Source organism: Saccharothrix sp. NBAS 001 (assembly GCF_056640475.1).
In genome coordinates this window covers 1,034,353-1,058,099 of record NZ_CM153251.1, presented here as the reverse complement: position 1 = coordinate 1,058,099, position 23,747 = coordinate 1,034,353, and the positions used below count along the sequence as shown (strand labels likewise).

Annotated in this window: 22 protein-coding genes; 11 read left to right on the top strand and 11 right to left on the bottom strand. The window is 72.7% G+C overall.

Annotated elements, in window-relative coordinates; translation table 11 throughout:
- Window positions 1-20 precede the first annotated feature (20 nt).
- Window positions 21-1,448, top strand: a complete 1,428-nt coding sequence (locus AC0HI0_RS04760; protein WP_480931012.1) for a phosphatase PAP2 family protein — start codon at window positions 21-23, stop codon at window positions 1,446-1,448.
- A 123-nt stretch (window positions 1,449-1,571) separates the two neighbouring features.
- Here the strand turns inward: AC0HI0_RS04760 and AC0HI0_RS04755 are convergent, their stop codons facing one another.
- Window positions 1,572-4,436 carry an AfsR/SARP family transcriptional regulator gene (locus AC0HI0_RS04755; protein WP_480931011.1) on the bottom strand — a complete coding sequence of 955 codons (2,865 nt, stop codon included), beginning with the start codon at window positions 4,434-4,436 and terminating at the stop codon, window positions 1,572-1,574.
- Window positions 4,437-4,688: 252 nt separating this feature from the next.
- On the opposite strand from AC0HI0_RS04755, the gene AC0HI0_RS04750 reads away from it, so the two are divergent.
- The 5 genes from AC0HI0_RS04750 to AC0HI0_RS04730 all read left to right on the top strand — a co-directional run bounded on the left by AC0HI0_RS04750 (window position 4,689) and on the right by AC0HI0_RS04730 (window position 10,287).
- On the top strand, window positions 4,689-5,594 hold the full coding sequence (locus AC0HI0_RS04750) for a bifunctional helix-turn-helix transcriptional regulator/GNAT family N-acetyltransferase (RefSeq protein ID WP_480931010.1): 906 nt from the start codon (window positions 4,689-4,691) through the stop codon (window positions 5,592-5,594).
- A 28-nt stretch (window positions 5,595-5,622) separates the two neighbouring features.
- Window positions 5,623-6,384 carry an IclR family transcriptional regulator gene (locus AC0HI0_RS04745; RefSeq protein ID WP_480931009.1) on the top strand — a complete coding sequence of 254 codons (762 nt, stop codon included), beginning with the start codon at window positions 5,623-5,625 and terminating at the stop codon, window positions 6,382-6,384.
- A gap of 104 nt (window positions 6,385-6,488) precedes the next feature.
- Complete coding sequence (locus AC0HI0_RS04740; protein ID WP_480931008.1) at window positions 6,489-7,199, top strand: MIP/aquaporin family protein; 711 nt, start codon at window positions 6,489-6,491, stop codon at window positions 7,197-7,199.
- Between the two features lie 39 nt (window positions 7,200-7,238).
- Window positions 7,239-8,744 (top strand): glycerol kinase GlpK, encoded by a 1,506-nt coding sequence (gene glpK, locus AC0HI0_RS04735; RefSeq protein WP_480931007.1) that lies wholly within the window; start codon window positions 7,239-7,241, stop codon window positions 8,742-8,744.
- Window positions 8,737-10,287, top strand: coding sequence for a glycerol-3-phosphate dehydrogenase/oxidase (locus AC0HI0_RS04730; protein ID WP_480931006.1), 1,551 nt, complete (start codon window positions 8,737-8,739; stop codon window positions 10,285-10,287). The genes glpK and AC0HI0_RS04730 overlap by 8 nt, the downstream gene beginning before the upstream one ends.
- 45 nt (window positions 10,288-10,332) lie before the next feature.
- Here AC0HI0_RS04730 and AC0HI0_RS04725 read toward each other — a convergent pair whose 3' ends face one another.
- Complete coding sequence (locus AC0HI0_RS04725) at window positions 10,333-10,650, bottom strand: hypothetical protein (RefSeq protein ID WP_480931005.1); 318 nt, start codon at window positions 10,648-10,650, stop codon at window positions 10,333-10,335.
- 197 nt (window positions 10,651-10,847) lie between these two features.
- Here AC0HI0_RS04725 and AC0HI0_RS04720 point away from each other — a divergent pair, with 197 nt between their 5' ends.
- The gene (locus AC0HI0_RS04720; RefSeq protein WP_480931004.1) at window positions 10,848-11,090 is read left to right on the top strand and encodes a hypothetical protein; all 243 of its coding nucleotides are present in this window, start codon (window positions 10,848-10,850) and stop codon (window positions 11,088-11,090) included.
- A 65-nt stretch (window positions 11,091-11,155) separates the two neighbouring features.
- On the opposite strand, the gene prcA is transcribed toward AC0HI0_RS04720, so the two are convergent.
- From prcA to AC0HI0_RS04695, 5 genes are all read right to left on the bottom strand, one after another.
- Window positions 11,156-11,983, bottom strand: a complete 828-nt coding sequence (prcA, locus tag AC0HI0_RS04715) for a proteasome subunit alpha (RefSeq protein ID WP_480931003.1) — start codon at window positions 11,981-11,983, stop codon at window positions 11,156-11,158.
- A gap of 34 nt (window positions 11,984-12,017) precedes the next feature.
- Window positions 12,018-12,869: a proteasome subunit beta gene (prcB, locus tag AC0HI0_RS04710; protein ID WP_480931002.1), complete on the bottom strand. Its 852-nt coding sequence runs from the start codon at window positions 12,867-12,869 to the stop codon at window positions 12,018-12,020.
- Between the two features lie 35 nt (window positions 12,870-12,904).
- Window positions 12,905-13,099, bottom strand: a complete 195-nt coding sequence (locus tag AC0HI0_RS04705; protein ID WP_480931001.1) for a ubiquitin-like protein Pup — start codon at window positions 13,097-13,099, stop codon at window positions 12,905-12,907.
- An 85-nt stretch (window positions 13,100-13,184) separates the two neighbouring features.
- The gene (gene dop / locus AC0HI0_RS04700; protein WP_480931000.1) at window positions 13,185-14,678 is read right to left on the bottom strand and encodes a depupylase/deamidase Dop; all 1,494 of its coding nucleotides are present in this window, start codon (window positions 14,676-14,678) and stop codon (window positions 13,185-13,187) included.
- A gap of 53 nt (window positions 14,679-14,731) precedes the next feature.
- Window positions 14,732-17,209 carry an FtsX-like permease family protein gene (locus tag AC0HI0_RS04695; RefSeq protein WP_480930999.1) on the bottom strand — a complete coding sequence of 826 codons (2,478 nt, stop codon included), beginning with the start codon at window positions 17,207-17,209 and terminating at the stop codon, window positions 14,732-14,734.
- Window positions 17,210-17,309: 100 nt separating this feature from the next.
- Between AC0HI0_RS04695 and AC0HI0_RS04690 the strand changes: the two genes are divergently transcribed.
- Entirely contained in the window at window positions 17,310-17,804 is a 495-nt protein-coding gene (locus AC0HI0_RS04690; protein WP_480930998.1) for an NUDIX hydrolase, read from the top strand.
- On the top strand, window positions 17,801-18,097 hold the full coding sequence (locus tag AC0HI0_RS04685; protein ID WP_480934255.1) for a DUF6191 domain-containing protein: 297 nt from the start codon (window positions 17,801-17,803) through the stop codon (window positions 18,095-18,097). The genes AC0HI0_RS04690 and AC0HI0_RS04685 overlap by 4 nt, the downstream gene beginning before the upstream one ends.
- Here the strand turns inward: AC0HI0_RS04685 and AC0HI0_RS04680 are convergent.
- The 4 genes from AC0HI0_RS04680 to AC0HI0_RS04665 form a co-directional block, all read right to left on the bottom strand.
- Window positions 18,069-18,986, bottom strand: a complete 918-nt coding sequence (locus tag AC0HI0_RS04680; protein ID WP_480930997.1) for an aldo/keto reductase — start codon at window positions 18,984-18,986, stop codon at window positions 18,069-18,071. The two genes, AC0HI0_RS04685 and AC0HI0_RS04680, sit on opposite strands and share 29 nt — an antisense overlap.
- A 59-nt stretch (window positions 18,987-19,045) precedes the next feature.
- Window positions 19,046-20,095, bottom strand: a complete 1,050-nt coding sequence (locus AC0HI0_RS04675) for a glycoside hydrolase family 5 protein (RefSeq protein ID WP_480930996.1) — start codon at window positions 20,093-20,095, stop codon at window positions 19,046-19,048.
- Window positions 20,096-20,206: 111 nt separating this feature from the next.
- Window positions 20,207-20,974, bottom strand: a complete 768-nt coding sequence (locus AC0HI0_RS04670) for an ABC transporter permease (RefSeq protein ID WP_480930995.1) — start codon at window positions 20,972-20,974, stop codon at window positions 20,207-20,209.
- A complete protein-coding gene (locus tag AC0HI0_RS04665) occupies window positions 20,971-21,879 on the bottom strand; it encodes an ABC transporter ATP-binding protein (protein ID WP_480930994.1) in 909 nt (302 codons plus the stop codon). Before AC0HI0_RS04665 ends, AC0HI0_RS04670 begins: the two co-directional genes overlap by 4 nt.
- 109 nt (window positions 21,880-21,988) lie before the next feature.
- Here AC0HI0_RS04665 and AC0HI0_RS04660 point away from each other — a divergent pair, with 109 nt between their 5' ends.
- Both AC0HI0_RS04660 and AC0HI0_RS04655 read left to right on the top strand, forming a co-directional pair.
- On the top strand, window positions 21,989-23,101 hold the full coding sequence (locus AC0HI0_RS04660; protein WP_480930993.1) for a sensor histidine kinase: 1,113 nt from the start codon (window positions 21,989-21,991) through the stop codon (window positions 23,099-23,101).
- The gene (locus tag AC0HI0_RS04655; RefSeq protein WP_480930992.1) at window positions 23,098-23,742 is read left to right on the top strand and encodes a response regulator; all 645 of its coding nucleotides are present in this window, start codon (window positions 23,098-23,100) and stop codon (window positions 23,740-23,742) included. The genes AC0HI0_RS04660 and AC0HI0_RS04655 overlap by 4 nt, the downstream gene beginning before the upstream one ends.
- Window positions 23,743-23,747 lie beyond the last annotated feature (5 nt).

Sequence of the window (23,747 nt, the reverse complement as noted above, 5' to 3'; positions counted from 1 at the left end):
TTCGCGGATAACGTTCTTGTGTGCTCCGACGAGTGAACCGCCTGGACCAGGCCCTGATGAGGCGCTGCGGGCTGCTGCCCGCGACGCCCGTTGACCAGGGCATGAAGAGCCTGTCGAAGGCCGCGAACCACAGCGTGCTGTGGTTGGGCGTGGCGGGCGTGCTGGCGCTGCGCAAGGGGCGGCCACGACGCGCCGGCCTGCGCGGCGTCGCCGCGATCGCGGGGGCCAGCGCCAGCGCCAGCCTGGTCGCGAAACGCCTGTTCCCACGCCGCCGACCAGCGGCGGAGCTGCTGGACGCGCCCCGCCGGCTGACCAAGCGGCCCACGTCGTCGTCGTTCCCGTCCGGGCACGCCGCCTCGGCCGCCGCGTTCACCACGGCGGTCGCGATGGAGTCGCCCGCGCTGGCCGCGGTCGTCGCGCCGGTCGCGGCGGCGGTGGCTTACTCGCGGGTGCACACCGGCGTGCACTGGCCGTCCGACGTGGCCGCCGGGGCGCTGATCGGCGTCGGCGCGGGCCTGCTGACCAGGCGGTGGTGGCCGCTGGGCCGCGACGAGCCGGCGTCCGCCCGGGAGCACGCCGCGCTGGACGCGCTGGAGGACGGCGAGGGCCTGGCGGTCGTGGTCAACCCCAACTCGGGCGTGGGCGGCGACCCGACCGAGGACATCGCCCGGGAGTGGCCCAAGGCGAAGATCGTGTCGATCGAGGACCTGGACACGGTGGTGGCCGACCACCGCCCCAAGGCCCTGGGCGTGGCGGGCGGCGACGGATCGGTGGCCGCCGTCGCGGCGGTCGCGGCGGCCAACCGCCTGCCGATGGTCCTGGTCCCGGCCGGGACGCTGAACCACTTCGCCCGCGACGTGGGCTTGACCAGCCTGGACGACGCGGCCCAGGCCGTGGCGGCCGGCGACGGGGTGCTGGTGGACCTGTCGGCGGTGACCGTCGACGGCGAGGGCCCGCGCTGGTTCGTGAACACGGCGTCGCTGGGCGGCTACCCCGACATGGTCCGCCTGCGCGAGAAGCTGCAGGACAGGTGGGGCAAGTGGCCGGCGGCGGGGATCGCGCTGGCGAAGGTGCTGCGCACGTCGCAGCCGCTGAAGGTGGAGTTGAACGGCGAGCCGCACCTGGTGTGGATGCTGTTCGTCGGCAACGGCCCGTACCGCCCGAAGGGCTTCGCCCCCACCATGCGCCCGGCCCTGGACCGGGGCTTGATGGACGTGCGGTACATCCGCGCGGACACCCGGTTCTCGCGGGCCAGGTTCTTCATCGGCGCGATCCTCGGGTCGCTCAACCGCAGCCGCACGTACCAGCACCTGGAGACCCGCCGGCTGGACGTGAAGGTGCACGGCGGGCGCGGCGTGGCGATCGCGACCGACGGCGAGGTCGGCCCGACCGGCACCACGTTCGAGTTCCGGGCCCGACCCGCCGCCCTGGCGATCTACCGCCCGTGATCGACGTCCCCGCCTGCCTGTCCACCCACCCGCATCCGCCGGACCCACCGGCGCTGTAGCGCCTCTACCCGCACCGCGCCCTCGACCGGTTCACCGCCGAGGGCGCGGTCCGGTGGTGCTGGTCTATCCCTGGTCGTCGCTATCGGCACGCCGGGTGGCGTCGAGGTCGTCGAGCTGCCGTTGGACGCGGGCGGCGTTTTCGTCGTGGCCTTGCTCCCGGTACAGCCGAAGCGCCTCCCGCCACACGGCACGGGCCTGGTCGAGCTGACCGAGGGCGACGTGGGGGTGGCCCACGCTGTTGAGGGTGGCCGCGACCACGTAGGCGTAGCAGCCGAGGGTGTGGAACAGGGCGAGGGCCTGGTCGTAGTGGTCGATGGCCTGGTGGTGGTCGCCGGTGTGGTGGGCGATGTAGCCGAGGCTGTCCAGGGTGTCCGCCTCGCCGTCGGGGTAGTGGTGGTGGCGGAACAGGGTGAGCGCGGCGCGGCAGTGCTCGCGGGCGGTGGCGAACTCGCCCAGCCGCGCGGCGTACCAGCCCACCGAGTTGAGCGCCTTGGCCTCCCACACCGGCTGGTCGAGCGCGTGGAAGAGGTCCAGCGCGTCACGGGCGTGCTCCAGCGCCCGCCGGTCGTCGCCCCGCCGTTCCCAGGCGATCGCGAGCGCGTCGCGGGTGTGGGCCTGCTCGACGGGGTCGTGGTGTCGTCGGGACAGGGCGAGGGCCTGGTCCAGGTGCGCGGTGGCCTCCTCGTGCCGGCCGAGCCGGGAGCCGGCGAGGCCGAGCAGGCGATGGGCGCGACTGCGGGCAGCGGGGTCGGGCAGGTGTTCCGAGGCGGCCAACGCGGCCTGCCACGTGGCCAGCCCGTCGCGGCGGTGCCCCCGCAGGAGGTGGAAGGTGTTCAGCGCCCAGGCGAGGTGCCAGACGACGCGGTGGCGGCCCAGCGCGGCGGCGGTGCGCTGGGTGGCCAGCAGGGTGGCGTGCTCGGCGGTGAGCCAGGTCAGCGCGGTCTCGGTGTCGGGCAGCGGGTGCGGGTGCACGCCGGGCGCGGGCGGGTCGGGAGGCGCGAGCGGCCGGTGGGGGTTCAGGAGGTGGTCGGCGGCGTGGGCGGTGTGCAGGTGGAAGTCCGTCACCCGCGCCAGGGCCACCTCCCGCACGTGTCCGGGCAGGGTGCGGGCGGTGGTGGCGGCGTAGGCGCGCACCAGGTCGTGCATCGCGAAGCGGCCGGCCGGCCGCCGCTCCAGCAGCGAGGCGTCGTCCAGCGCGCGCAGCGCCCGGCGCGCCGCAGTCGGGGACAGCCCGCCGAGGGCGGCGGTGGCGGGCGTCGTGGTGTCGGGGCCGGGGGCGATCCCGAGCAGGGCGAACAGGGTGCGCTGCTGGTCGGTGAGCCGGCGCAGCGACCAGGACAGCACGGTGGGCAGGCTGACGGCCGGGTCGGTGTCGTGGTCCAACATCTCCAGGCCGAGTTCGCGCAGCTCGGCGGCGACCTCGGTCAGCGGGACGGCGGGCCGGGTGTCGGCGGTGCGGGCGGTGATCGACAACGCCAGCGGGTGGCCCCCGCACAGCCTGATCAGTTCGTCCACGGCGTCGGGTTCGGCGGTGACGCGGTCGGCGCCCAGGCGGGCGGTCAGCAGCGCGCGGGCCTCGTCACCGGTGAGGACGTCCAGGGGCAGGTGGCGGGCCCCGTGCCGGTCGATCAGCGAGGCCAGCCGGTGGCGGCCGGTGACCAGCACGGTGCAGGTCGAGGAGCCGGGCAGCAGCGGCGCGACCTGCTCGGCGGTGGCGGCGTTGTCCAGCACCACCAGCATCCGGCGCCCGGCGACCAGGCTCCGGTACAGCGCCGCCTGCGCGTCGAGGTCGTTCGGGACCCGGTCGGGGTCGACGCCCAGGGCGTCGAGGAACCCGCGCACCGCCACCGCCGGGTCCACCGGGTCGCCCGCCGAGCTGAACCCGTGCAGGTCGACGAACAGCTGCCCGTCGGGGAACCGGTCCGCCCACCGGTGCGCCCAGGTCAACGCGAGCCAGGTCTTGCCGATCCCGCCGGCACCGCCGATCGCCGAGATCACCACCGTCGCCCCCGCCGCCCCCGGCGTCGCGGTCGGGGTGTCCGGCGGGTCCGGACCGAGCCCGCCGTCCGGGGTGGTGGTCAGGGTGCGGTCCAGTTCGGCCAGTTCGGTGACGCGACCGGTGAACAGCGGGGGCACGCCCGGCAGCTGGCGGGGCACCACCCGGGCACGAGCCGGGCCCGCCTTCGGTCCGGCCAGGCCGGGGTCGGCGGTGAGGATCCGCTGGTGGAGTCGTCGCAGGGTCGGGCCGGGGTCGGTGCCCATTTCGTCGGCCAGCCGGGCGCGCAGTCGCCGGTAGTGGTCCAGGGCGTCGGCCTGGCGGCCGCTGCGGTACAGCGCGACCATGTACTGGCAGGCGACCCGCTCGTCCAGCGGGTGCCGGGCCGTCCGGGTGGCGAGCTGTGCCACCAGTTCCTCGCCTTGGCCGGTGCGCAGCCGGGCGTCGACCAGGTCGTGCTCGGCGGCCGACCGCTCCTGCTGCCACCTGTCGCGCTCGCTCTCCACCCACTCGCCGCCCAGACCGGTCAACGGCTCCCCGCGCCACAACTCCAACGCCGCCGTCAGCAACGCCACCTGGCGCGTGTCGTCGGCACCGTGGACGCGGTCGCGCAGCCTGCGGAACCGCATCACGTCCACCGACTGGTCCGCCTGACCCACCGTCAGCGTGTAGCCGCCGGAGCGGTGCTCGATGTCCACCGAGCCGCCGAACGCCGAGCGCAGCCGTGAGATGTGGCTGTGCAGCGCGGCACGTCCCCGTCGAGGCGTGTCCGCTCCCCAGACCCGTCCGACCAGCCGGTCCGCCGGCACGAGTCGGCCGGCGTCGACCGCGAGCGCCGCCAGCACGCACCGCTGCCGCGCGGGTCCGAGTTCCACCGGCCGCCCGTCCACGTGTGCGGTCACCTCGCCCAGCAGGGCGATCTCCACCGCCATGTCCACCTGCTCCCCCCTGGCTCGAAGCCCTCCCCGAGGACAGGGATAGCGCGATGAGCAGGGCGATGCGGGAAGTTGCCAAGCGATTCACACGGACGGCGGTCCACCGTGGTGCCCGAAGCGGTCCGCACTCGGACGAACGACGTCGGCGCGGCGTCCGGCGATGATCGTGGCGTGTCCGCCCGACGAGGTGTGGCCGCTCGACCCGAAATATGATTGACTCAGTCAACTGTTCCGTTGAGGGGGTCAACGATGTCGGTCGCCGAGGTGCGGGCCTTCAACCGCTTCTACACCGGGGTCATCGGACTGCTGGACGGCGCCTACCTCGATTCCCCCTACTCGCTCACCGAGGTCCGCGTCCTGCTCGAACTGGTCGCGGGCACGACCGACGTCAAGTCCGCGCTCGGCCTCGACGCCGGCTACCTCAGCCGCATCCTGGGCCGGTTCGAGCGCGACGGCCTGATCACCCGCTCCCCCTCCCCCGTCGACGCGCGCAGGCACGTCGTCACCGTGACCGAACGCGGCCGCCAGGTCTTCGCCGACCTGGACGCGCGCTCCGACGCCGGGATCGGCGCGCTGCTCGGCCGCGTCCCCGACTCCGACCGGACCGCGCTGCTCGCCGCGATGGCCCGCATCCGCCGCATCCTCACCAACGCCCCGCGCGCCTACCTCCTGCGCCCGCTGCGCCCCGGCGACCTGGGCTGGGTCGTGCACCGGCACGGCGTCCGCTACGCCGAGGAGTACGCCTACGACCACACGTTCGAGGCGATGGTGGCCCGGATCGCCGCCGACTACGCGCTCGACCTCGACCCCCTCCGCGAGGCCGCCTGGATCGCGGAGGTCGACGGGGAGGCGGTCGGCTCGGTGTTCTGCGTGCGCGGCGGCACCGACACCGCGCAACTGCGGATGCTGCTGGTCGAACCCCGGGCCCGGGGGCTCGGCATCGGCAAGCGGCTGGTCGAGGAGTGCGTCCGGTTCGCGACCCGGGCCGGGTACCGGCGGATGACGTTGGCGACGGTGTCGGAGGTCGCGGTCGCGCGCGGCATCTACCAGCGCGCCGGGTTCGAACTCACCGACAGCACCCCGGTCCGCAAGTGGGGCCAGGACGTGGTCGAGGAGACGTGGGCGCTCGACCTGCCACCCCGGAGTTCGACATAGTCGAACGGACGAGGGCTACAGTGATCCCGTGCCCGGACCGATCCAGTCCATCGAACGGGCAGCCGCGGTGCTGCGGCTGCTGGCCAGCGGCGCGCGCCAGATGGGCGTCGGCGAGCTGGCCAGGGCCCTTGAGCTGCCCAAACCCACCGTGCACGGCATCCTGCGCACGCTCCAGCTGGTCGGCTTCGTGGAGCAGAGCCCGGACACCGGCAAGTACCGGCTCGGCGCGGCGCTGTTCCACATCGGCAGCAGCTACCTCGACGGCAACGAGCTGCGCACCCGCGCCCTGAACTGGTCGGACTCGCTGGCCGCGCGCAGCATGGAGAGCGTCCGGATCGGCACCCTGCACGAGGGCCAGGTGCTCGTCGTGCACCACGTCTTCCGGCCCGACAACTCGCGGCAGGTGCTCGAAGTGGGCGCCCTGCTGCCCGCGCACGCCAGCGCGCTGGGCAAGGTGCTGCTCGCCAACGACCCGGTCGGGCTCGCCGACGACGAGCCCCTCAAGGCGTTCACCTCGGCCACGATCACCGGCGTGGACGCGCTCGGCGACGCGTTGGAGCAGGTCAGGCAGCGCGGCTGGGCCGTCGACCTGGAGGAGTTGGTCGAGGGCGAGGTGTCGCTGGCGGCGCCGATCCGGGACCGCCGCGCGGTGACCGTCGGCGCGGTCGGCATCTCCGGCCCGGTCGAGCGGCTGTGCGACGGCAACGGGCGGCCGCGCAGCGAACTGGTGTCCTACGTCCGGGAAGCCGCGCGGTCGATCTCGCGCGAACTCGGCGCCATCCCCTGGTGACCGGGGCCTTTCCGAAGGGTTGACATGTTGCCGGACGTCGGCACAGGATTCTCGCGCACCGTACGACATTGTCGAACGGCATTCAGGCGAGAGAGGGCCCGCGGATGACCGACCAGTCGATCCTCACCGGCGAGTTCCTGGGCACCGCCCTGCTGTTGCTGCTGGGCAACGGCGTGGTGGCGGGCGTGGTGCTGACCAGGTCGAAGTCACACGGCGCGGGCTGGGCGGTGATCACGTTCGGCTGGGGCTTCGCCGTGCTGGCCGCCGCCTACGCGACCGCGCCGCTGTCCGGGGCGCACCTCAACCCGGCCGTCACGGTCGGCCTGGCCATCCACTCCGGCGACTGGACCAAGGTCCCGCTCTACCTCGCCGGGCAGTTCCTCGGCGCGTTCGTCGGCGCGGTCCTGTGCTACCTGGTCTACCTCGGCCAGTTCCGGGCCAACACCGGCGAGGTGCTCGGCATCTTCGCCACCGGTCCCGAGGTCCGCAACCGCGCGCAGAACCTGATCACCGAGGCCGTCGCGACCTTCGTGCTGGTGTTCGTGATCCTGGCGACCGGCCAGACCAAGGGCCTGGAGACCTCCGGCACGGGCGTGCTGATCGTGGCGCTGACGGTGGTCGGCGTCGGCATGTCCCTGGGCGGCCCGACCGGGTACGCCATCAACCCCGCGCGCGACCTCGGCCCCCGGATCGCGCACGCCGTCCTGCCGATCCCCGGAAAGGGTGGATCGGACTGGGGATACGCCTGGATCCCCGTCGTCGGTCCGCTGATCGGTGGAGCATGTGCCGGTCTGGTCGACATCGCCGTCTTCTGACCCGTCTCCGTGGCGCCGACACCCGAGGAGAAGAACCCCGTGACCACCCACTCCGCGAAGTCGTTCGTGGCAGCGATCGACCAGGGCACCACGTCCTCCCGCTGCATCGTCTTCGACCACGGCGGCGGCATCGTCTCCGTGGCGCAGAAGGAGCACCGCCAGATCTTCCCCAGGCCCGGGTGGGTCGAGCACGACGCCGAGGAGATCTGGGCGAACGTCCTGGACGTCGTGCACGGCGCGCTGCGCAGGGCGTCGCTGACGGTGCACGACCTGGCCGCCGTCGGCATCACCAACCAGCGCGAGACCACCGTGGTGTGGGACCGGGCCACCGGCAAGCCGGTGCACAACGCGATCGTCTGGCAGGACACCCGGACCGACCAGCTGGTCGAGCAGCTCGGCGAGCAGGACCGCTTCCGCGACAAGTGCGGTCTGCCACTGGCCACCTACTTCTCCGGGCCCAAACTCCGCTGGCTGCTCGACCACGTCGACGGCCTGCGCGCCCGCGCCGAAGCGGGCGAGGTGCTGTTCGGCACCATGGACACCTGGCTGATCTGGAAGCTCACCGGCCGGCACGTCACCGACGTCACCAACGCGAGCCGCACCATGCTGATGAACCTGGAGACGCTCGACTGGGACGACGAGCTGGTCGACGCGATCGGCGTGCCGCGCGCGATCCTGCCGGAGATCCGCTCCTCCGCCGAGGTCTACGGCACCGCGACCGGCACCCTGGAGGGCGTGCCGGTGGCCTCCGCGCTGGGCGACCAGCAGGCGGCCCTGTTCGGCCAGACCTGCTACTCGCCCGGCGAGGGCAAGTGCACCTACGGCACCGGCAGCTTCCTGCTGGTCAACACCGGCGACAAGCCCATCCTGTCGCAGAACGGCCTGCTCACCACGGTCGGCTACAAGATCGGCGACCAGCCCGCGTCCTACGCGCTGGAGGGCGCGATCGCGGTGACCGGCGCGCTGGTCCAGTGGTTCCGCGACAAGGTGGGCCTGATCGCCGGCGCCGCCGAGATCGAGACCCTCGCCCGGTCGGTCGAGGACAACGGCGGCTGCTACTTCGTACCCGCGTTCTCCGGCCTGTTCGCGCCGCACTGGCGCAGCGACGCGCGCGGCGTCATCGCGGGGCTGACCGGCTACATCGACAAGGGCCACCTCGCGCGCGCCGTGCTGGAGGCCACGGCGTGGCAGACCCGCGAGGTCGTGGACGCGATGAACGCCGACTCCGGCGTGGCGCTGAGCACGCTCAAGGTCGACGGCGGCATGACCGCGAACAACCTGCTCATGGGCTTCCTGGCGGACGTCCTGGACGTGCCCGTGGTGCGCCCGATCATCGCCGAGACCACGTGCCTGGGCGCGGCCTACGCGGCGGGCCTGGCGGTCGGCTACTGGTCGGACACCGGATCGCTGCGGGAGAACTGGCACAAGGCCGCCGAGTGGCTGCCCGCCATGGACGCCCGGACCAGGGACAAGGGATACCGCAAGTGGAAGAAGGCGGTCGAGCGGACCGTCGGCTGGATTGACGAGGACGACAACGATGAGTGAGCAACGGGCCAGGGCGCGCGAGGCGCTGGGACACGGAGCCTTCGACCTGGTCGTGATCGGCGGCGGCGCGCTGGGCATCGCCACCACGTGGGCGGCGGCCCGGTCGGGTCTGCGGGTGGCGCTGGTGGAGGCCGGCGACTTCGCCGGCGCGACCTCCAGCGCCTCTTCCAAGCTGGTGCACGGCGGTCTGCGCTACCTGGCGATGGGCCCGAGCGCGGTGCCGATGGTGCGGGAGAACCACGCCGAGCGGCGCGCGCTGGGCGACCACCTGGCACCGCACCTGGTGCGACCCCTGCCGTTCCTGGTGCCGGTCTACAAGGGCGGGCCGCACTCGCGGCCGGTGCTGGGCGCGGGCGTGATGCTGTACTCGGCGCTGTCCGGGTTCGGCGACGGCATGGGCAAGATCCTGTCCGTGCGGCGGGCGCGGGAGTACGTGCCGCAGCTGCGGACCGAGGGTCTGCGCGGTGCCGCGCTCTACTACGACCACCAGATGAACGACAGCCGCGTGGCGATCACCGCCGCCCGTGCGGCGGCCGAGGCCGGGGCGGTGCTGCTCAACCACGTCGAGGTCGTCGGCCTGCGCAAGCGCGGTTCCGCGGTGTCCGGCGTCGAGTTGCGCGACAAGGTGGACGGCGCGGAGTTCGGCGTGGACGCCTCGGTCGTGGTGAACGCGACCGGCCCGTGGCTGGACGAGCTGCGGCGGATGGAGAACCCCGACGCCGCGCCGAGCATCCGGCTGTCCAAGGGCGCGCACCTGGTGCTGCGCACCGAACGGCCGTGGCGCGCGGCGATGACCATCCCGGTGGACGACGTGCGGGTGTCGTTCGCGATCCCGTGGGAGGGTCAACTGCTGCTCGGCACGACCGACGAGGCATACGAGGGCGATCCGGCGGACGTCCGGTGCTCGCAGGCCGACATCGACCAGATCCTGGGCGAGGCCGCGGTGGGCATCGAGTCGGCGGCGCTGGACCGGTCGAAGCTCGCCTACACGTTCGCGGGCCTGCGGGTGCTGCCCGTCGACCACTCGGCCGGCGGGTCGGGCGACACCAGCCACGCCAAGCGGGAGACCGTGATCACCAGCGGGAGCGGCGGCATGATCAGCGTCGCGGGCGGCAAGTGGACCACGTTCCGCCGGATCGGCTCGTCGGTGCTGGCCCGCGTCGGCCAGGCGCTGGGCCGGGACCTGGCGCACGCGTTCGACGGCGTCCCGGCGGCGCTGCCCGGCGCTGCCCTGCCCGACCGGGTCGGCGCGATGCTCGGGCGCGAACTGCCGGCGCTGCCCGCCGACGTGGTGAAGCACCTGGCCACGCACTACGGCACGGTCAGCCACGAGGTGCTCGCGCTGGCCGTCGAGAACCCGGCGCTGCTGGACCGGGTGCACCCGGACGGCCCGGACATCTGGGCGCAGGTCGCGCACGCCCAGCGCTACGAGTGGGCCACCGAGGTGGACGACGTGCTGCGCCGGCGGACCACGGTCGTGGTGCGCGGGCTGGACACGCCGGCCGTGCGGGAACGCACCGGCCGGCTGCTCGCCCGCGCCTGACCCCGGACGTGCGAAGAGGCCCGGCGCACCCCGCCGGGCCTCTCGTCATTCCGCACGCATGATCAGCGCCACGATCCCGAGCAGGCACAGCTGCCCGGCGATCAGGCCGACCACCGCCCACGTCGGGAACTCCGGCGGGACCAGTCGCAGCGTGAGACCGGGGCCGACCAGCACCCCGACCGCAGCCGTCGCGTACGCCGCGCTGGTGAGGAGCCGGGGCGTGTGGGCGGCGGGCACCGCCACCTCCACCGAGAACCCGGTCTTCTCCACGCGGATCCGTGCCGCGGGCGAAGGCTCGTCCTCCGCACCTGTCGCGGTGCCGGGGGCCGATTCCACCCGTTCTTGCCTCGTGTGACCACTCATGCCGAACGTCCTTCCACCAGGGCGGGGTCAATCCCCCTCGAATCCCGCCCACGTGGCCTCACGCCCGGCTACCACTCCATCGTGCACCCTCGACGCCACCACCGCAAGGATGAGCCACAGATTCACCACCGATTGTGTGGTTGTTCCGCACGTTGCCTGCAATACTGGGCACCGGGGGGTCGAGGAGAGGAACGCGCATGTCGTCGACCGAACGGACCAGTGAGCGGCCGGCGGTCGCCGATCGGGTGAACGTCGCGCTCATCGCCGAGGCGGTGGAGGCGATCGGCAAGCTGCAGCAGCGGACCGGGCTGAAGAAGGTCGACCTGGTCAACCGGGCGCTGCTGATCTACGAGTTCGTCGACGCCGAGCTGCGCGCGGGCAACCAGGTCGTGCTGCGCGACCCCGAAGGCCGTGACCAGCTGGTCAAGATCTTCCTCTGAGCACGACGAAGGCCCCCGGTGCGGAACCGGGGGCCTTTCGCGTCCGGAAGCCGAACTCGGAACGCCTACTTCTCGCCGTCGTTGGGCGGGAGGTTCACGTCCGTCACCGGCTTCTTCTTGCCGGTGCCCTTGGCCGGGGCGTCGGCGGGCGCGTCCGCCGACGCGTCGGCCGGGGCCTCGGCGGCGGGCGGCGCGGGCAGGAGCTGGGTCAGCGCGGCGCCGTGGATGCGGCGGAACGCGCGGTGGGGGCGGTCGCGCTCCAGCACGGCCACCTCCAGCTTCGGCTGGTCGAGCAGGTCCGGCTTGCCGTTGCCGGTGCTGGTGCTGCCCGCGCTGAGCGCCTTCACCGCGACCCGCAGGGCGTCGGCCAGCGGCAGGTTCTCGGTGTAGGCGTCCTTCAACGCGGTGCCGGTCGCCTCGGCCTGGCCGCCCATCACGACGTACTGCGGCTCCTCCACGATGGAACCGTCGTAGGTCAGCCGGTACAGGGTGTCCTGCTCCGGGTCGCGGCCCACCTCGGCGACGCAGATCTCCACCTCCAGCGGCTTGATCTGCTCGCTGAACACCGAGCCGAGGGTCTGCGCGTACACGTTGGCCAGGGAACGGCCCGTCACGTCGCGCGGGTCGTTCTGGTAGCCGCGGATGTCGGCGAACCGGATGCCCGCCTGCCGCAGGTTCTCGAACTCGCTGTAGCGGCCGACCGCGGCGAACCCGATGCGGTCGTAGATCTCCGACACCTTGTGCAGGGTCGCTGAAGGGTTTTCCGCCACGAACAGCACGCCATCCGCGTAGCGCAGCACGACGACGCTGCGGCCACGCGCGATGCCCTTCCTGGCGTACTCCGAGCGGTCCCGGAGGATCTGCTCGGGTGAGGCGTACAACGGCATCGTCACTTGTGCGACTCCTGGTGTCGGCGGGTGGGGAGAGTCAGCCCGCGGGGCTGGACCGGCGGGACTCGACCACGGCTTCGGCGATCGCGGCGGTCTGCGCCTCGGGCAGGTGCACCGCGCCGGCGGCGGCCGTGATCGTGACCACGGTGGGGTAGATCTTCCGGACGATGTCCGGCCCGCCGGTGCCCGTGTCGTCGTCCGCCGCGTCGTAGAGCGACTCGATCGCCGCCCGCACGGCCGCGTCGGCGTCCGCGTCCGGGTTGTAGAGCTTCTTGAGCGCCGACTTCGCGAACAGCGAGCCCGAGCCCACGGCCTGGTAGCCGAGCGACTCCTCGTACCGGCCGCCGGTCACGTCGTAGGACACGATCCGCCCGGCGCGGTCCGGGTCGGCCGCCTCGGTGTCGAAGCCCGCGAACAGCGGGACCACGGCGAGACCGGCGAGCGCGGCGTCCAGGTTGCCCTTGATCATCGCGGACAGCCGGTTGGCCTTGCCGTCCAGGGACAGCGAGACGCCCTCGATCTTCTCGTAGTGCCGCAGCTCGACCGCGAACAGCCGGACGATCTCGATCGCGATGCCCGCGGTGCCCGCGATGCCCACCGCCGAGTAGTCGTCGGTGACGAAGACCTTCTTCATGTCGCGCTGGGCGATGGTGCTGCCCATGGTGGCCCGCCGGTCGCCCGCGAGCACCACGCCGCCCTTGTAGGTCAGCGCCACGACGGTCGTGCCGTGCGGTGCCTGCACCGCGGCGCCTTCCGGGTAGCGCTGCGCGGACGGCAGCAGCTCGGGGGCCTGGGCGCGGAGGAAATCGGTGAACGACGACGACCCCGGCCGCAGGTAGGCCGGGGGCAGCGACGCGGCCGGGAAGTGCCCGGTCGAGCTGTAGTCCATAGGTGCGTTTTTCTCCCTACTCCAGCAGGAGGCTGCTACTCGCCGCCCTTTTGCACGTACGCGCGGACGAAGTCCTCGGCGTTCTCCTCCAGGACGTCGTCGATCTCGTCGAGGATCGCGTCCACGTCCTCGCCGAGCTTCTCCCGACGTTCCTGACCGGCGGCGGCCGCGCCGTCGCCTTCGTCGTCGCCGTCACCGCCGCCTTGCCGCTGGACCTGTTCCTGGGACATGTCGACCTCCCCGCTTATCCGGTCCTCGTGTCCAACACTACCCACCGGGCACGACATTTTGCGCCTGCCACTCGCGTGGCGTTGATCAGCCGCGGGTGAGCGCCTCGACCAGTTGCTCCGCCGTGTCCGAGGCCTCCAGCAGCGCGCCGACGTGCGCCTTCGTGCCGCGCAGGGGCTCCAGGGTGGGGATCCGGACCAGCGATTCGCGGCCCAGGTCGAAGATCACCGAGTCCCACGAGGCGGCGGCCACCGAGGTCGGGTAGCGCTCCAGGCACCGGCCCCGGAAGTAGGCCCGGGTGTCCTCCGGCGGCGCGAGGATGGCGGCGCGCACCTCCTCCTCGCTGACCAGGCGCTTCATCGAGCCCCGGGCGACCAGCCGGTTGTACAGGCCCTTGTCCAGCCGCACGTCGGAGTACTGGAGGTCGACCAGGTGCAGCCGGGGCGAGCCCCAGGCCAGGCCGTCGCGGGCGCGGTAGCCCTCCAGCAGGCGCAGCTTGGCGGGCCAGTCGAGCCGGTCGGCGCACTCCTGCGGGTCGCGGGCGAGCGCGTCGAGGATCTCGCCCCAGACCCGCAGCACGTCGCGGTCGCCGTAGCCCTCCTGCTCCACGAACTGGGCGGCGCGCTCGTGGTAGGCGTACTGGATGTCCAGGCCGGTGAACTTGCGGCCGCCGGTCAGCTCGACCTTGGTCTTGAGGGTCGGGTCGTGGCTGATCTGGTGCACCGCGCGGACCGGGTCGAGCAGCCGCAGGTCGTCGAACCGGCGGCCGGCCTCGATCATGTCCAGCACCAGCGAGGAGGTGCCGACCTTGAGGTAGGTGGAGTACTCGGCCAGGTTCGCGTCGCCGATGATGACGTGCAGCCGGCGGTACTTGTCGGCGTCGGCGTGCGGCTCGTCGCGGGTGTTGATGATGCCGCGCTTGAGCGTGGTCTCCAGGCCGACCTCGACCTCGATGTAGTCCGAGCGCTGGGAGAGCTGGAAGCCCGCCTCCTCGCCGGACGGGCCGAGGCCGACCCGGCCGGAGCCCACCACGACCTGGCGGGACACGAAGAACGGCGTCAGCCCCGCGATCACCGCGGTGAACGGGGTGCTGCGCTGCATCAGGTAGTTCTCGTGGGTGCCGTAGCTGGCGCCCTTGCCGTCGACGTTGTTCTTGTAGAGCTGGAGCCGGGGCTGGCCGGGGACGGTGGCGGCGCGCATGGCCGCCTCCTCCATCACCCGCTCCCCCGCCTTGTCCCAGATCACCGCGTCGCGCGCGTTGGTGACCTCGGGCGCGGAGTACTCCGGGTGCGCGTGGTCGACGTAGAGCCGCGCGCCGTTGGTCAGGATGACGTTGGCCGCGCCCAGGTCCTCCACGTCGCCGTCGCCGGGGTGGCCGCCGGGCGCGCCGAGGTCGAAACCGCGCGCGTCGCGCAGCGGCGATTCGACCTCGTAGTCCCAGCGGGCGCGCCGGGACCGGGGTATGTCGGCGGCCGCCGCGTAGGCGAGCACCACCTGTGTGGAGGTGAGCACCGGGTTGGCCGTCGCGTCACCCGGCACCGCGATGCCGTACTCGACTTCGGTTCCCATGATCCGCCGCATAGCTGGCAGCCTACGGCGTGGGGCCGACATTTCGCGGGGGCCCGGGTCACGTTTCACCCCGCGGCCAGTCCCGCGGCGGGTCGGATCCGGGACGCGCCGCGCGCCGGCCCGAAGGCCGCGAGCACCGCCAGGACGACCACGCCGACCCCGCCGACCAGCAGCGGCACCAGGGCCGCGCCGGGCAGCGCGTAGACCCCGAAGGCCAGCAGCGTGAGTTCGGCGTAGAGCAGCCCGAACAACCCCCCGCCGAGCACGCCCACCAGCGACAACAGCACCGCTTCGGCGATCACCCCGCCTTGCAGGCCGCCCTTCGTCACGCCCAGCGCGCGGCGCAGCGCCATCTCCTTGCGGCGTTCCTGCACGGAGATGGTCAGGGCGGTGCCGATCCCGGTCACGGCGACCGCGACGGACAGCCCCAGCAGCACCATCAGCATCGTGATCCCCAGGTCGAGGTACCGCTGGTTCTCCGCGTTCGTGTCCACCTTCGTCCGCACCAGCACGGTCGGTGAGGACGCCAGCGAGGCGCGCACGGCGTTCTGGAACACCGCCGGGTCCGCGCCGGGCTTGAACGCGACCAGGACCTTGGACGCGGGCGCGAGGTCCGGGTCGGGCAGCAGGACGTCGGTGTTGTCGACCAGCGAGTCGGGCAGGGTGCCGACGTAGGTGGCCGTGCGGGACCCGCCGGGCAGCCCTTCCAGCGTCACCGGTCGGCCGACCACCGCGTCCAGGTTGCGCGCGGTGTACTCGTCGAGCAGCACGGTTCCCGCGCCGAAGTCGGGCCGGGGCGCGTTCTGGGCGCTCAGCCACGTGCGCATCGCCTCGGCGTCCACGCCGGCGACCCGGGTGGGGTACCGCTCGCCGAAGCTGTCGAGCTGGGTGCCCTTCGTGGTGTGCAGGACGACGCTGCCCGCGACCTCGTCGCGCCGGACGGCGGCGGAGGCGTTGCCGTCCAGCGGGCGCCCGCCGGCGTCGGAGATCACCGCGTCGGGCTGGGGCCGGTTGCCGAACTCGTCCTCCAGCTTCTGCGCCGAGCCGGCGGTGACCGCGAAGAAGGTGACCATGGCGGCGGCCAGCAGCAGCGGCATGGCGACCGACGCGGAGCGCTGCGGCACCCGCCGCACCTCGGCGGCGGCGAGCTTCCACTGCGCGCCGCCGAACCGGCTCGCGACCGAGCCGAAGACCCGGCCGAGCGCGGGCACCACGACCGGCCCGAGCACGCCGAACAGGCCCGCGACGGCGGCGATGCCGGAGAACAGGATCAGGAAGATGGCCGCGACGGACCCCTTGGCGAGCACGCCGAGCACCGCCAGCAGCGCGGCCGAGCCGACCAGGACGATCCCGAGCACCCGGCGGCGGCGGAGCACCGAGCGGTCCGGCGTCGCGCCCTCGGAGGTGCGCAGCGCGGCCAGCGGCGAGACGCGCGTGGCGGCCAGCGACGGTCGGACCGCGGCGAACGCGCTGAGCAGGGCGGCGATCGCGGCGCCGAGCAGGAGCTGCCCGCCCGAGGGCAGCAGCGGCGGGTCCAGCTGGACCGCGCCGAGCATCGTGGACAGCCCGATGGTGTCGAACAGCCGGGCCAGCAGCCACCCGACCGAGCCGCCGAGCAACGCGCCGACGGCGCCCGCCACGGCACCGGTCAGCAGGGCTTCGAGCAGGTTCGCCCAGACCAGCGGGCCTCGGTGCGCGCCGAGGCAGCGCATCAGCGCGGTGTGCTTCTGGCGCTGCGCGTACACCGCGCGGAACGTCGCCCCCGCGACGAACACCGAGGTCGCCAGCGCGAGGATGCTGAACGGCAGCAGCACGACGGCGAGTTCGTCGGACGCCGGTTCGGCCTTGACCGCGGCCGCCGGGTCGACGCGCAGCGACGCGCCGGCCGCCTGCGCGACGCCCGCCGCGTCCCCGCCGAGCACGTGCAGCGACAGGTAGTCCGGCTGCCCGCCGAGCTTGGCGGCCAGCCCCTCCCCCACGACGAGCGAGGGCTGCTCGCCCTGCGCGCCGCGCTTGGTGATGCCCCGGACCACGACGTCGAGCGGCTTGCCGGCCGCGTCGGCGACCCGGACGGAGGCGCCGGGGTGCAGGTTGTGCAGGTAGGCGGTCACCCGGTCGATGGCGATCTCGCCGTCGCGGGCGGGCGAGCGGCCCTCCAGGATCGGCACTCGGCGCAACCCGTCGCGGTCCGGCTCGATGTCGGCGACCGCGCGCCGGCGCGGGTCGGCGCGGCCGTCGGTGAGCAGCAGGTCGACCCCGGTCTGCTTGACCGCGACGACCTCGCGCACGCCGGGTGCGGCGGCCACCCGGTCGGCGGTCGCCTGGTCGATGACCACGTCGGCACGGGGCACCGTGCGCACCACGAGGTCCACATCGGACGGGATGACCGAACCGCCGTCGTTGGTCGCCTTGACCATGGCGTCGCTGAGCATCAGGGCGGCCAGCAGGCAGGCGACGCCGACGACCAGGGCGACTCCGGGCAGCACGGCCCGGCCGGGCCGGTTGCGGAACTCGGCCACCGCGAGCCGCAGGGATGTGGGCACAACTCCTCCTCGTGACGCGAACGAGAAGAAGGTATGAACACAAGCAGTGGGCGGGCGTCGGCCCGGAGTATCACTGGTGGATACGACCTGGGGAGGATCTTTGGAGCACGTACTGGTGGTGGATCCCGACGGCACGCCGGTGGGCTCCGCGCCCCGGGCGAGGATGCGCGCGGAGGGCCTGTGGCACGCGTGCGCGGTGATCGTCGTGCGGTCGCTCGACGGCGAACGGTTGTTCGTGCACCGCCGCACGGACACCAAGGACGTCTACCCCGGCCTGTACGACCCGACGTGCGGCGGGGTCGTCGCGGCGGGCGAGACGCCGGACGAGTGCGCGGTGCGTGAACTGGCCGAGGAGCTGGGCGTGTCCGAGCCGCTCGAATTCCTCTTCAAAACGCCCTTCGTCGACGGAACTATCCGCTACGTCGCCCACGTTTACCAGGTGCGCTGCGACGGTCCGTTCACCCTGCAACCGGAAGAGGTCGCGTGGGGCGGGTGGATGGCCGTGGCCGAAGTCCGGGCGAAGGCGGCGGACCTCGACTGGCCGGTGGTGCCGGACGGTCGGGCCCTGATCAAGGAGTGGTTCTCGTGGGCATGATCTTCGCGATGTCGATCCCCGGCCTCGCCGTGCTGTTGTTCGCCCTGGCCACCGGCGAGAAGCTGATGCAGTGGGTGCGCCGCCGCCGGGGTGAGCACACGGTCGTGGGCCAGGCGGGCCTGGACGAGTTCACGCTCATGCTCTACGGCACCAAGCTCGCCGAGATGGACCAGCGGCGCACCGAGATGATGCTGCGCGACGAGGAGGAGGACGGCGCGCCCCCGAGCGACCGCGCGATCGACCTCGACTCGGGTTCGGTGCGGCTCACGCCCAAGGCAGCGAAGCCCGAGTAGCCCAGTAGTCGGCCGGGTTCTCGGCCAGGTCGAACTCGTCGGGGTCGAGGTCGACCTCGCGCGCCTTGAGGTTGGCGTGCAGCTGGTCGACGCCCGCCGCGCCGGAGAGCACGACGTCCGCCCAGGGCTGGGCGCGCACGGCGGCGAGCGCGATCGCGTCCGGGCCGACGTCGTGCTTCTCGGCCAGCTCCCGGACCCGCGCGGGCGGGTCGACGGCGAGCCGGCCGTTGGCCAGGCCCTCCTTGACGAACACCTCGGCGCCGGTCTCGTGCGCCCACGCCAGCGCGGCCCCGGCGGAGGTCTCCAGCACGTTCCAGGTGGACTGGACGGCCTCGAACAGCCGCCGGCCCTCCATCTCCAGGTCCAGGGCGCGGCGCACGGTGTCCGCCTGGCGCGGTCCGGACGTGGAGAAGCCCAGGCGGACGCCGGAGTCCCGCAGCGCGCCGAGCGCCGCCAGCAGCTCCAGGTCGCCGAACAGCGGGCTGTCGTCGGTCAGCGAGTGCACTTTGTACAGCTCGACGTGGTGGCCGAGCAGCGCCTCGGTCTCACCCCACTGGCGGGTGAAGCGGGCCAGGGAGTGCTCCTTGACCTCGTGCACCTCGGCGTCGGGCCGCCAGTCCGCGACGTACTCGTAGCCCCACTTGCTGGAGACCCGGACGTCGCGGTGGCCGCGCGCGTCCAGCCACTGGGCCAGGAACTCCTCGGCCCGGCCGTAGGAGCGGGCCGCGTCCACCCGCCGCACGCCCGCCGCGTAGGCCGCGTCGAGCACCGCGTGGCACGCGGCGCGCATCGCGTCGACGTCGCGGTGGGCGGGTAGTGCGCCCTCCCGGCCCAGGTTGATGTAGGCGGGACGACCGAGCGCGGCGAGACCAAGGGCGATGTCGGGCACGTGTATACGGTAACCCGCAGCCACGCCGGGCCGCGGGTCACCGTGATCCATTCGGGGTGTCAGCTCGTCGGGAAGTCGTCCGCGGTGCGGATGCGGTCGCGGACCCACACGCCGGCGGGCTTGAGCTTGCCCGTGCCGCTGAACGAGGAGCCGGCGCAGGTGCCGGGCTTGAACACCGCGCCGGAGCGCTCGTCGTCGGAGAAGTTCCAGTTGACCCAGCTGATCTTCTTCGAGTTCATCAGGTCGACGTACTTCTGCGACTGGGTGAAGTTGTTCGAGCCGTCGCCGGACGCCTTCTGGGTGCCGAACTCGGTGACGAACACCGGCACCTGGTCGGAGACCTTCGACAGCACGTTGAGGTAGTCGCTGCCGTGCTCACCGGCGTAGAAGTGGAACGTGTACATGACGTTCTGCGCGGACAGCTTGTTCTTGACCACGTCCTGCGGGTCCTTGCCGTCGGAGTGCCCGAAGGTGGACCAGCCGTTCGTGCCGACCAGCACCAGGCTGTCGGAGTCCTCGGCGCGGATCACCGGGATGATCTGCTCCGCGTAGGACTTGACCTTCGCCCACGACACGTTGTTGGGCTCGTTGGCGATGTCGTAGATGATGTTGGTCTTGTCCTTGTGGCGCTGGGCGATCTCCTTGAAGAACGTCTTGGCGCGCGAGGTGTTGTAGTTCGGGTCGCCCGGGTCGAGCTGGTGCCAGTCGACCAGTGCGTACATGCCGCGCTTGGTGGCCTCTTCGATGTACCCGTGCACCATGTCGGTGAACTTGCGCGGGTTGGTCTCGTAGCCGTCTTCCTGGATGTACATGGAGATGCGGAGTACGTCGGCCTTCCAGTCGTCGGCCAGCGCGTCGAGCGAAGCGGTCTTGAGGCACTGGGAGTACCACTGGATGCCGTGGGTGCTCATGCCGCGGAGCTGGATCGGCTTGCCGTACTTGTTGCACAGCTTGACGCCACACACCTTGAGCTGACCGTTGACCGCGGCGGGCGAGCCCGCGGGCAGGGCGGCGGACGTCGGTGCGGGAGCGGCCTGGGCCGCGCCCACGAGAACGCCGGGCAGGACGAGCGTGGCCGCCAGGGCCAGTGCGATCCGGAGCCGTGCCATGCGGCTCTCTCCTCTCGGTCTGGGCGGCGGTGACTGAGCGGAATTAGTCAGGAAAGTTTCCTTACTATGAAATCGGACTGTAGTGACCACGCTCCGCGTCCGTCAAGACGCTCAGGCGTCCCGGCGCAGCAGCGCCACCAGTCCCCCGCCCAGCGCCGCCACCAGGTACGCCACCATCACCAGCGCCGCTCCCCACGGCGTGAGCGGCGCGTCCCCGACGTCGCCGGCGAGCGACGAGGGCAGGAGCGGGAGCATCACCGCGCCCACCCGTTCGTCCCACGGCGCGGGCAGCAACAGGGTCATCGCCGGCAGCACGAACAGCAGGCCGCACAACGTGACCAGGGTGCCCGCCGTGGACCGCAGCAGGAAGCCGAGCCCCAACCCGAGCAGGCCGAGCAGGGTCAGCGAGGCGGTGTTCGCCAGCAGCACCGGCCACGCGTCGGCGAACGAGTCGTAGGCCGAGATCGGTTTGGGCCGGTCGCCGGTGATCGCCTCGCCGGCCAGGTACGCCGAGAGCGTCACCACCGCGCCCACGACCGTCGACACCCCTCCGACGACGACGGTCTTGGCCAGCAGCAACGACTTGCGCTCGGGAACGGACACCAGCGCGGTGCGGATCATGCCGCTGCCGTACTCCGAGGTGACCGCCAGCGCGCCCAGCACGCCGAGCACGAACTGGCCGAAGGACACCACGACCAGGCCCGGGTCGGCGGACCCGAAGTGGGCCTGCACCTCCGGCGGCTGGGTGTCGTAGTCGGCGGTCATCAGGTAGGCCACCAACGCCCCGGCGGCCAGCGTCGACACCAGCGAGAGCAGCAGGTACAGCGTGGAGCGGACGGTCCGGAGCTTGAGGAACTCGGCGGCGAGGGCGTCGGTCACCGGGCCACCGCCTCGGTGCGGTACTCGACGCTGTCGTCGGTCAGTCGCAGGTAGGCGTCCTCAAGGGACGCCGTGCGCGGGGTCAGTTCGTGCACCGGGATGTGCTGCCGCACGGCCAGTTCGCCGATGTCGTACGCGGTGAGCCCCTGCACGGCCAGGGCGTCCGGCTCGGGGCGGACCGTCGCGCCCGCCCGGCGCAGGACCTCGGCCAGTTCGGCGCGGGCGGACGTGCGGACGAGGACGTCCTTGTCGAACCGGTCGGCCAGTTCCCGCACGGACGCCTCCAGGATCAGCCGGCCCCGGCCGATCACCACCACGCGGTCGGCGGTCAGCGCCATCTCGCTCATCAGGTGGCTGGAGACCAGCACCGTCCGACCTTCGGCGGCCAGGCCGCGCATGAGGTGCCGGATCCAGCGGATGCCCTCCGGGTCCAGGCCGTTGACCGGCTCGTCGAACAGCAGCACGCCCGGGTCGCCCAGCAGCGCGGCGGCCACGCCCAGGCGCTGCTTCATGCCCAGCGACAGGGTCGCGACCCGGCGGTCGGCCACGCCCGCGAGTCCGACCTGTTCGAGCGTGTGCACCACCCGGGACCGGCCGATGCCGTTGCTGCGCGCCAGGACGCGGAGGTGGTTGTAGGCGCTGCGGCCACCGTGTACCGCACCGGCGTCCAAGAGCGCGCCCACGTGACGCATGGGGTGCTTGATGTCGGCGTAGTCGCGGCCGTTGACCAGTGCCTGGCCTGAAGTGGGGCGGTCGAGGCCGAGGATCGCCCGCATGGTGGTGGACTTGCCCGCGCCGTTGGGCCCCAGGAAGCCCGCCACGTAGCCGGGCCGGACCTCGAAGCTCAGCCCGTCGACCGCTCGGGCGCTGCCGTAGCGCTTGGTGAGTTCGCGTACTTCGATCACGCCGACGAGACTCGTCCCCCCGCGAGCCCGGCGGATCGGACGGCGGTCTTCGGTCGAGGTCGGACCACGGTCCGATGTGCCGGCCGGTCGGGGCGGTTAGGTTCGGCGGGTGAGATCCCGCTTCGTCCGCTGGCTGCCCACGGCGTACCTGTTCACGCTCGACGTGGTCGCGGGTGTCGCGGTGACGGCGGTGTACGTCGAGTTCGCCGACCAGCGGGCGGCGAGCGTGCCGCAGTGGCTCGGCTACTCGTTGGCGCTGCTGATCGGGCTGCCGCTCGCCATCCGGCGCAAGTGGCCGGTGGCGGTGTTCGGTGTCGTGGTGGTCGCGCAAGGTGTCGCCACCGCGCTGAACATCACGCTGGAGCCGTTCGTGCCCACGTCGTTCGCGATGTACATGGTCGCGGCGTCGGTGCACCGCGAGCGCGCGGTGGGTGCGCTGGCCTGCGCCCTGGGGTCCGCGGTGGTGTCGATCTTCATCGGCGAGCCGTGGCCGGACAACATCGGCCTGGCCGCCTTCGTGGTGGTGTTGGCGAGCGGGGCGTGGGCCTTGGGGCGCTCCACACAGGTCCGCCGGGACTACGCGGAGCGCGCGGCGGCCGAGCGGGCGGCCCGCGCGGTGGTGGACGAGCGGATGCGGATCGCCCGCGAACTGCACGACGTGGTGGCGCACAGCCTCTCGCTGATCGCGGTGAAGGCCGGGATCGCCAACCACGTGGCCGCCGAGCAGCCCGAGCAGGCCCGCGAGGCGTTGGGGGTCATCGAGGCGGTCGGCCGCGGCACGCTGGTGGAGATGCGGCGGCTGCTGGGCGTGCTGCGGGCCGACACCGAGCCCGAACTGGGGCCCATGCCCGGCCTCGCGGACCTGCCCGGCCTGGTGGAGCGGGCGTCGCTGGCCGGGGTCCCGGTCGAGCTGTCGGTGACCGCCGAGGCGGTGCCGGAGGCGGTCGGGCTGACCGTGTTCCGGATCGTGCAGGAGTCGGTGACGAACGTGGTCAAGCACGCCGCCCCCGCCCGGTGCTCGGTGGTGGTGGACGTCGGGAACGCGGTCGTGCGGATCTCGGTGACCGACGACGGGCCGGGTGAGCGGGTCCTGGGGTCCGGCGGCGGCGGGCACGGGTTGATCGGGATGCGGGAGCGGGTGGCGGTGTACGGGGGGACGTTCTCGGCCGGGCCGTCGGCCGGCGGCGGGTTCCGGGTGTCGGCGGAGGTGCCGTTCGCATGATCGACGTGGTGGTGGTCGACGACCAGGCGCTGCTGCGCGGCAGCTTCCGGGTGCTGGTGGACTCCGCCCCGGACCTGCGGGTGGTCGGCGAGGCGGGCGACGGGGCGCGGGCGGTGTCCGTCGTGCGGGCCACCTCCCCGCAGGTGGTGCTGATGGACGTGCGGATGCCCGGCGTGGACGGGATCGCCGCCACCCGGGAGATCTCCGCGTTCTCCTCCGCCCGGGTGCTCATCCTGACCACGTTCGACCTGGACGAGTACGTCTACGCGGCGCTGCGGGCGGGGGCCGGCGGGTTCCTGCTCAAGGACACGCCGCCCGCCGAGCTGCTGACCGCGATCCGGGTGGTCGCCGAGGGGGACGGGCTGCTGTCGCCCTCGGTCACCCGGCGGCTGATCGCCGAGTTCGCCCGGCGGCCCGAACGGCGGGTCGTCCGGCTGGCCGGCGTCACCGAGCGCGAGCGGGAGGTCCTCGCGCTGATCGCCCGGGGCCTGTCCAACACCGAGATCACCCGTGAGCTGCACCTGTCGGTGGGCACGGTCAAGACCCACATCGGGCGGTTGCTGCACAAGCTCCAGGCCCGGGACCGGGCCCAGCTGGTGATCGCGGCCTACGAGTCCGGGCTGGTCGCGCCCGCCGGCTGACCTCG

Coding starts and splice junctions, on each gene's coding strand:
- AC0HI0_RS04725 (WP_480931005.1), bottom strand. CDS start 10,650: ATGAGTGGTCACACGAGGCAAGAACGGGTGGAATCGGCCCCCGGCACC.
- AC0HI0_RS04750 (WP_480931010.1), top strand. CDS start 4,689: ATGTCGGTCGCCGAGGTGCGGGCCTTCAACCGCTTCTACACCGGGGTC.
- AC0HI0_RS04755 (WP_480931011.1), bottom strand. CDS start 4,436: ATGGCGGTGGAGATCGCCCTGCTGGGCGAGGTGACCGCACACGTGGAC.
- AC0HI0_RS04730 (WP_480931006.1), top strand. CDS start 8,737: ATGAGTGAGCAACGGGCCAGGGCGCGCGAGGCGCTGGGACACGGAGCC.
- AC0HI0_RS04705 (WP_480931001.1), bottom strand. CDS start 13,099: ATGTCCCAGGAACAGGTCCAGCGGCAAGGCGGCGGTGACGGCGACGAC.
- AC0HI0_RS04685 (WP_480934255.1), top strand. CDS start 17,801: ATGATCTTCGCGATGTCGATCCCCGGCCTCGCCGTGCTGTTGTTCGCC.
- prcB (WP_480931002.1), bottom strand. CDS start 12,869: ATGGACTACAGCTCGACCGGGCACTTCCCGGCCGCGTCGCTGCCCCCG.
- AC0HI0_RS04720 (WP_480931004.1), top strand. CDS start 10,848: ATGTCGTCGACCGAACGGACCAGTGAGCGGCCGGCGGTCGCCGATCGG.
- AC0HI0_RS04740 (WP_480931008.1), top strand. CDS start 6,489: ATGACCGACCAGTCGATCCTCACCGGCGAGTTCCTGGGCACCGCCCTG.
- AC0HI0_RS04655 (WP_480930992.1), top strand. CDS start 23,098: ATGATCGACGTGGTGGTGGTCGACGACCAGGCGCTGCTGCGCGGCAGC.
- dop (WP_480931000.1), bottom strand. CDS start 14,678: ATGCGGCGGATCATGGGAACCGAAGTCGAGTACGGCATCGCGGTGCCG.
- AC0HI0_RS04675 (WP_480930996.1), bottom strand. CDS start 20,095: ATGGCACGGCTCCGGATCGCACTGGCCCTGGCGGCCACGCTCGTCCTG.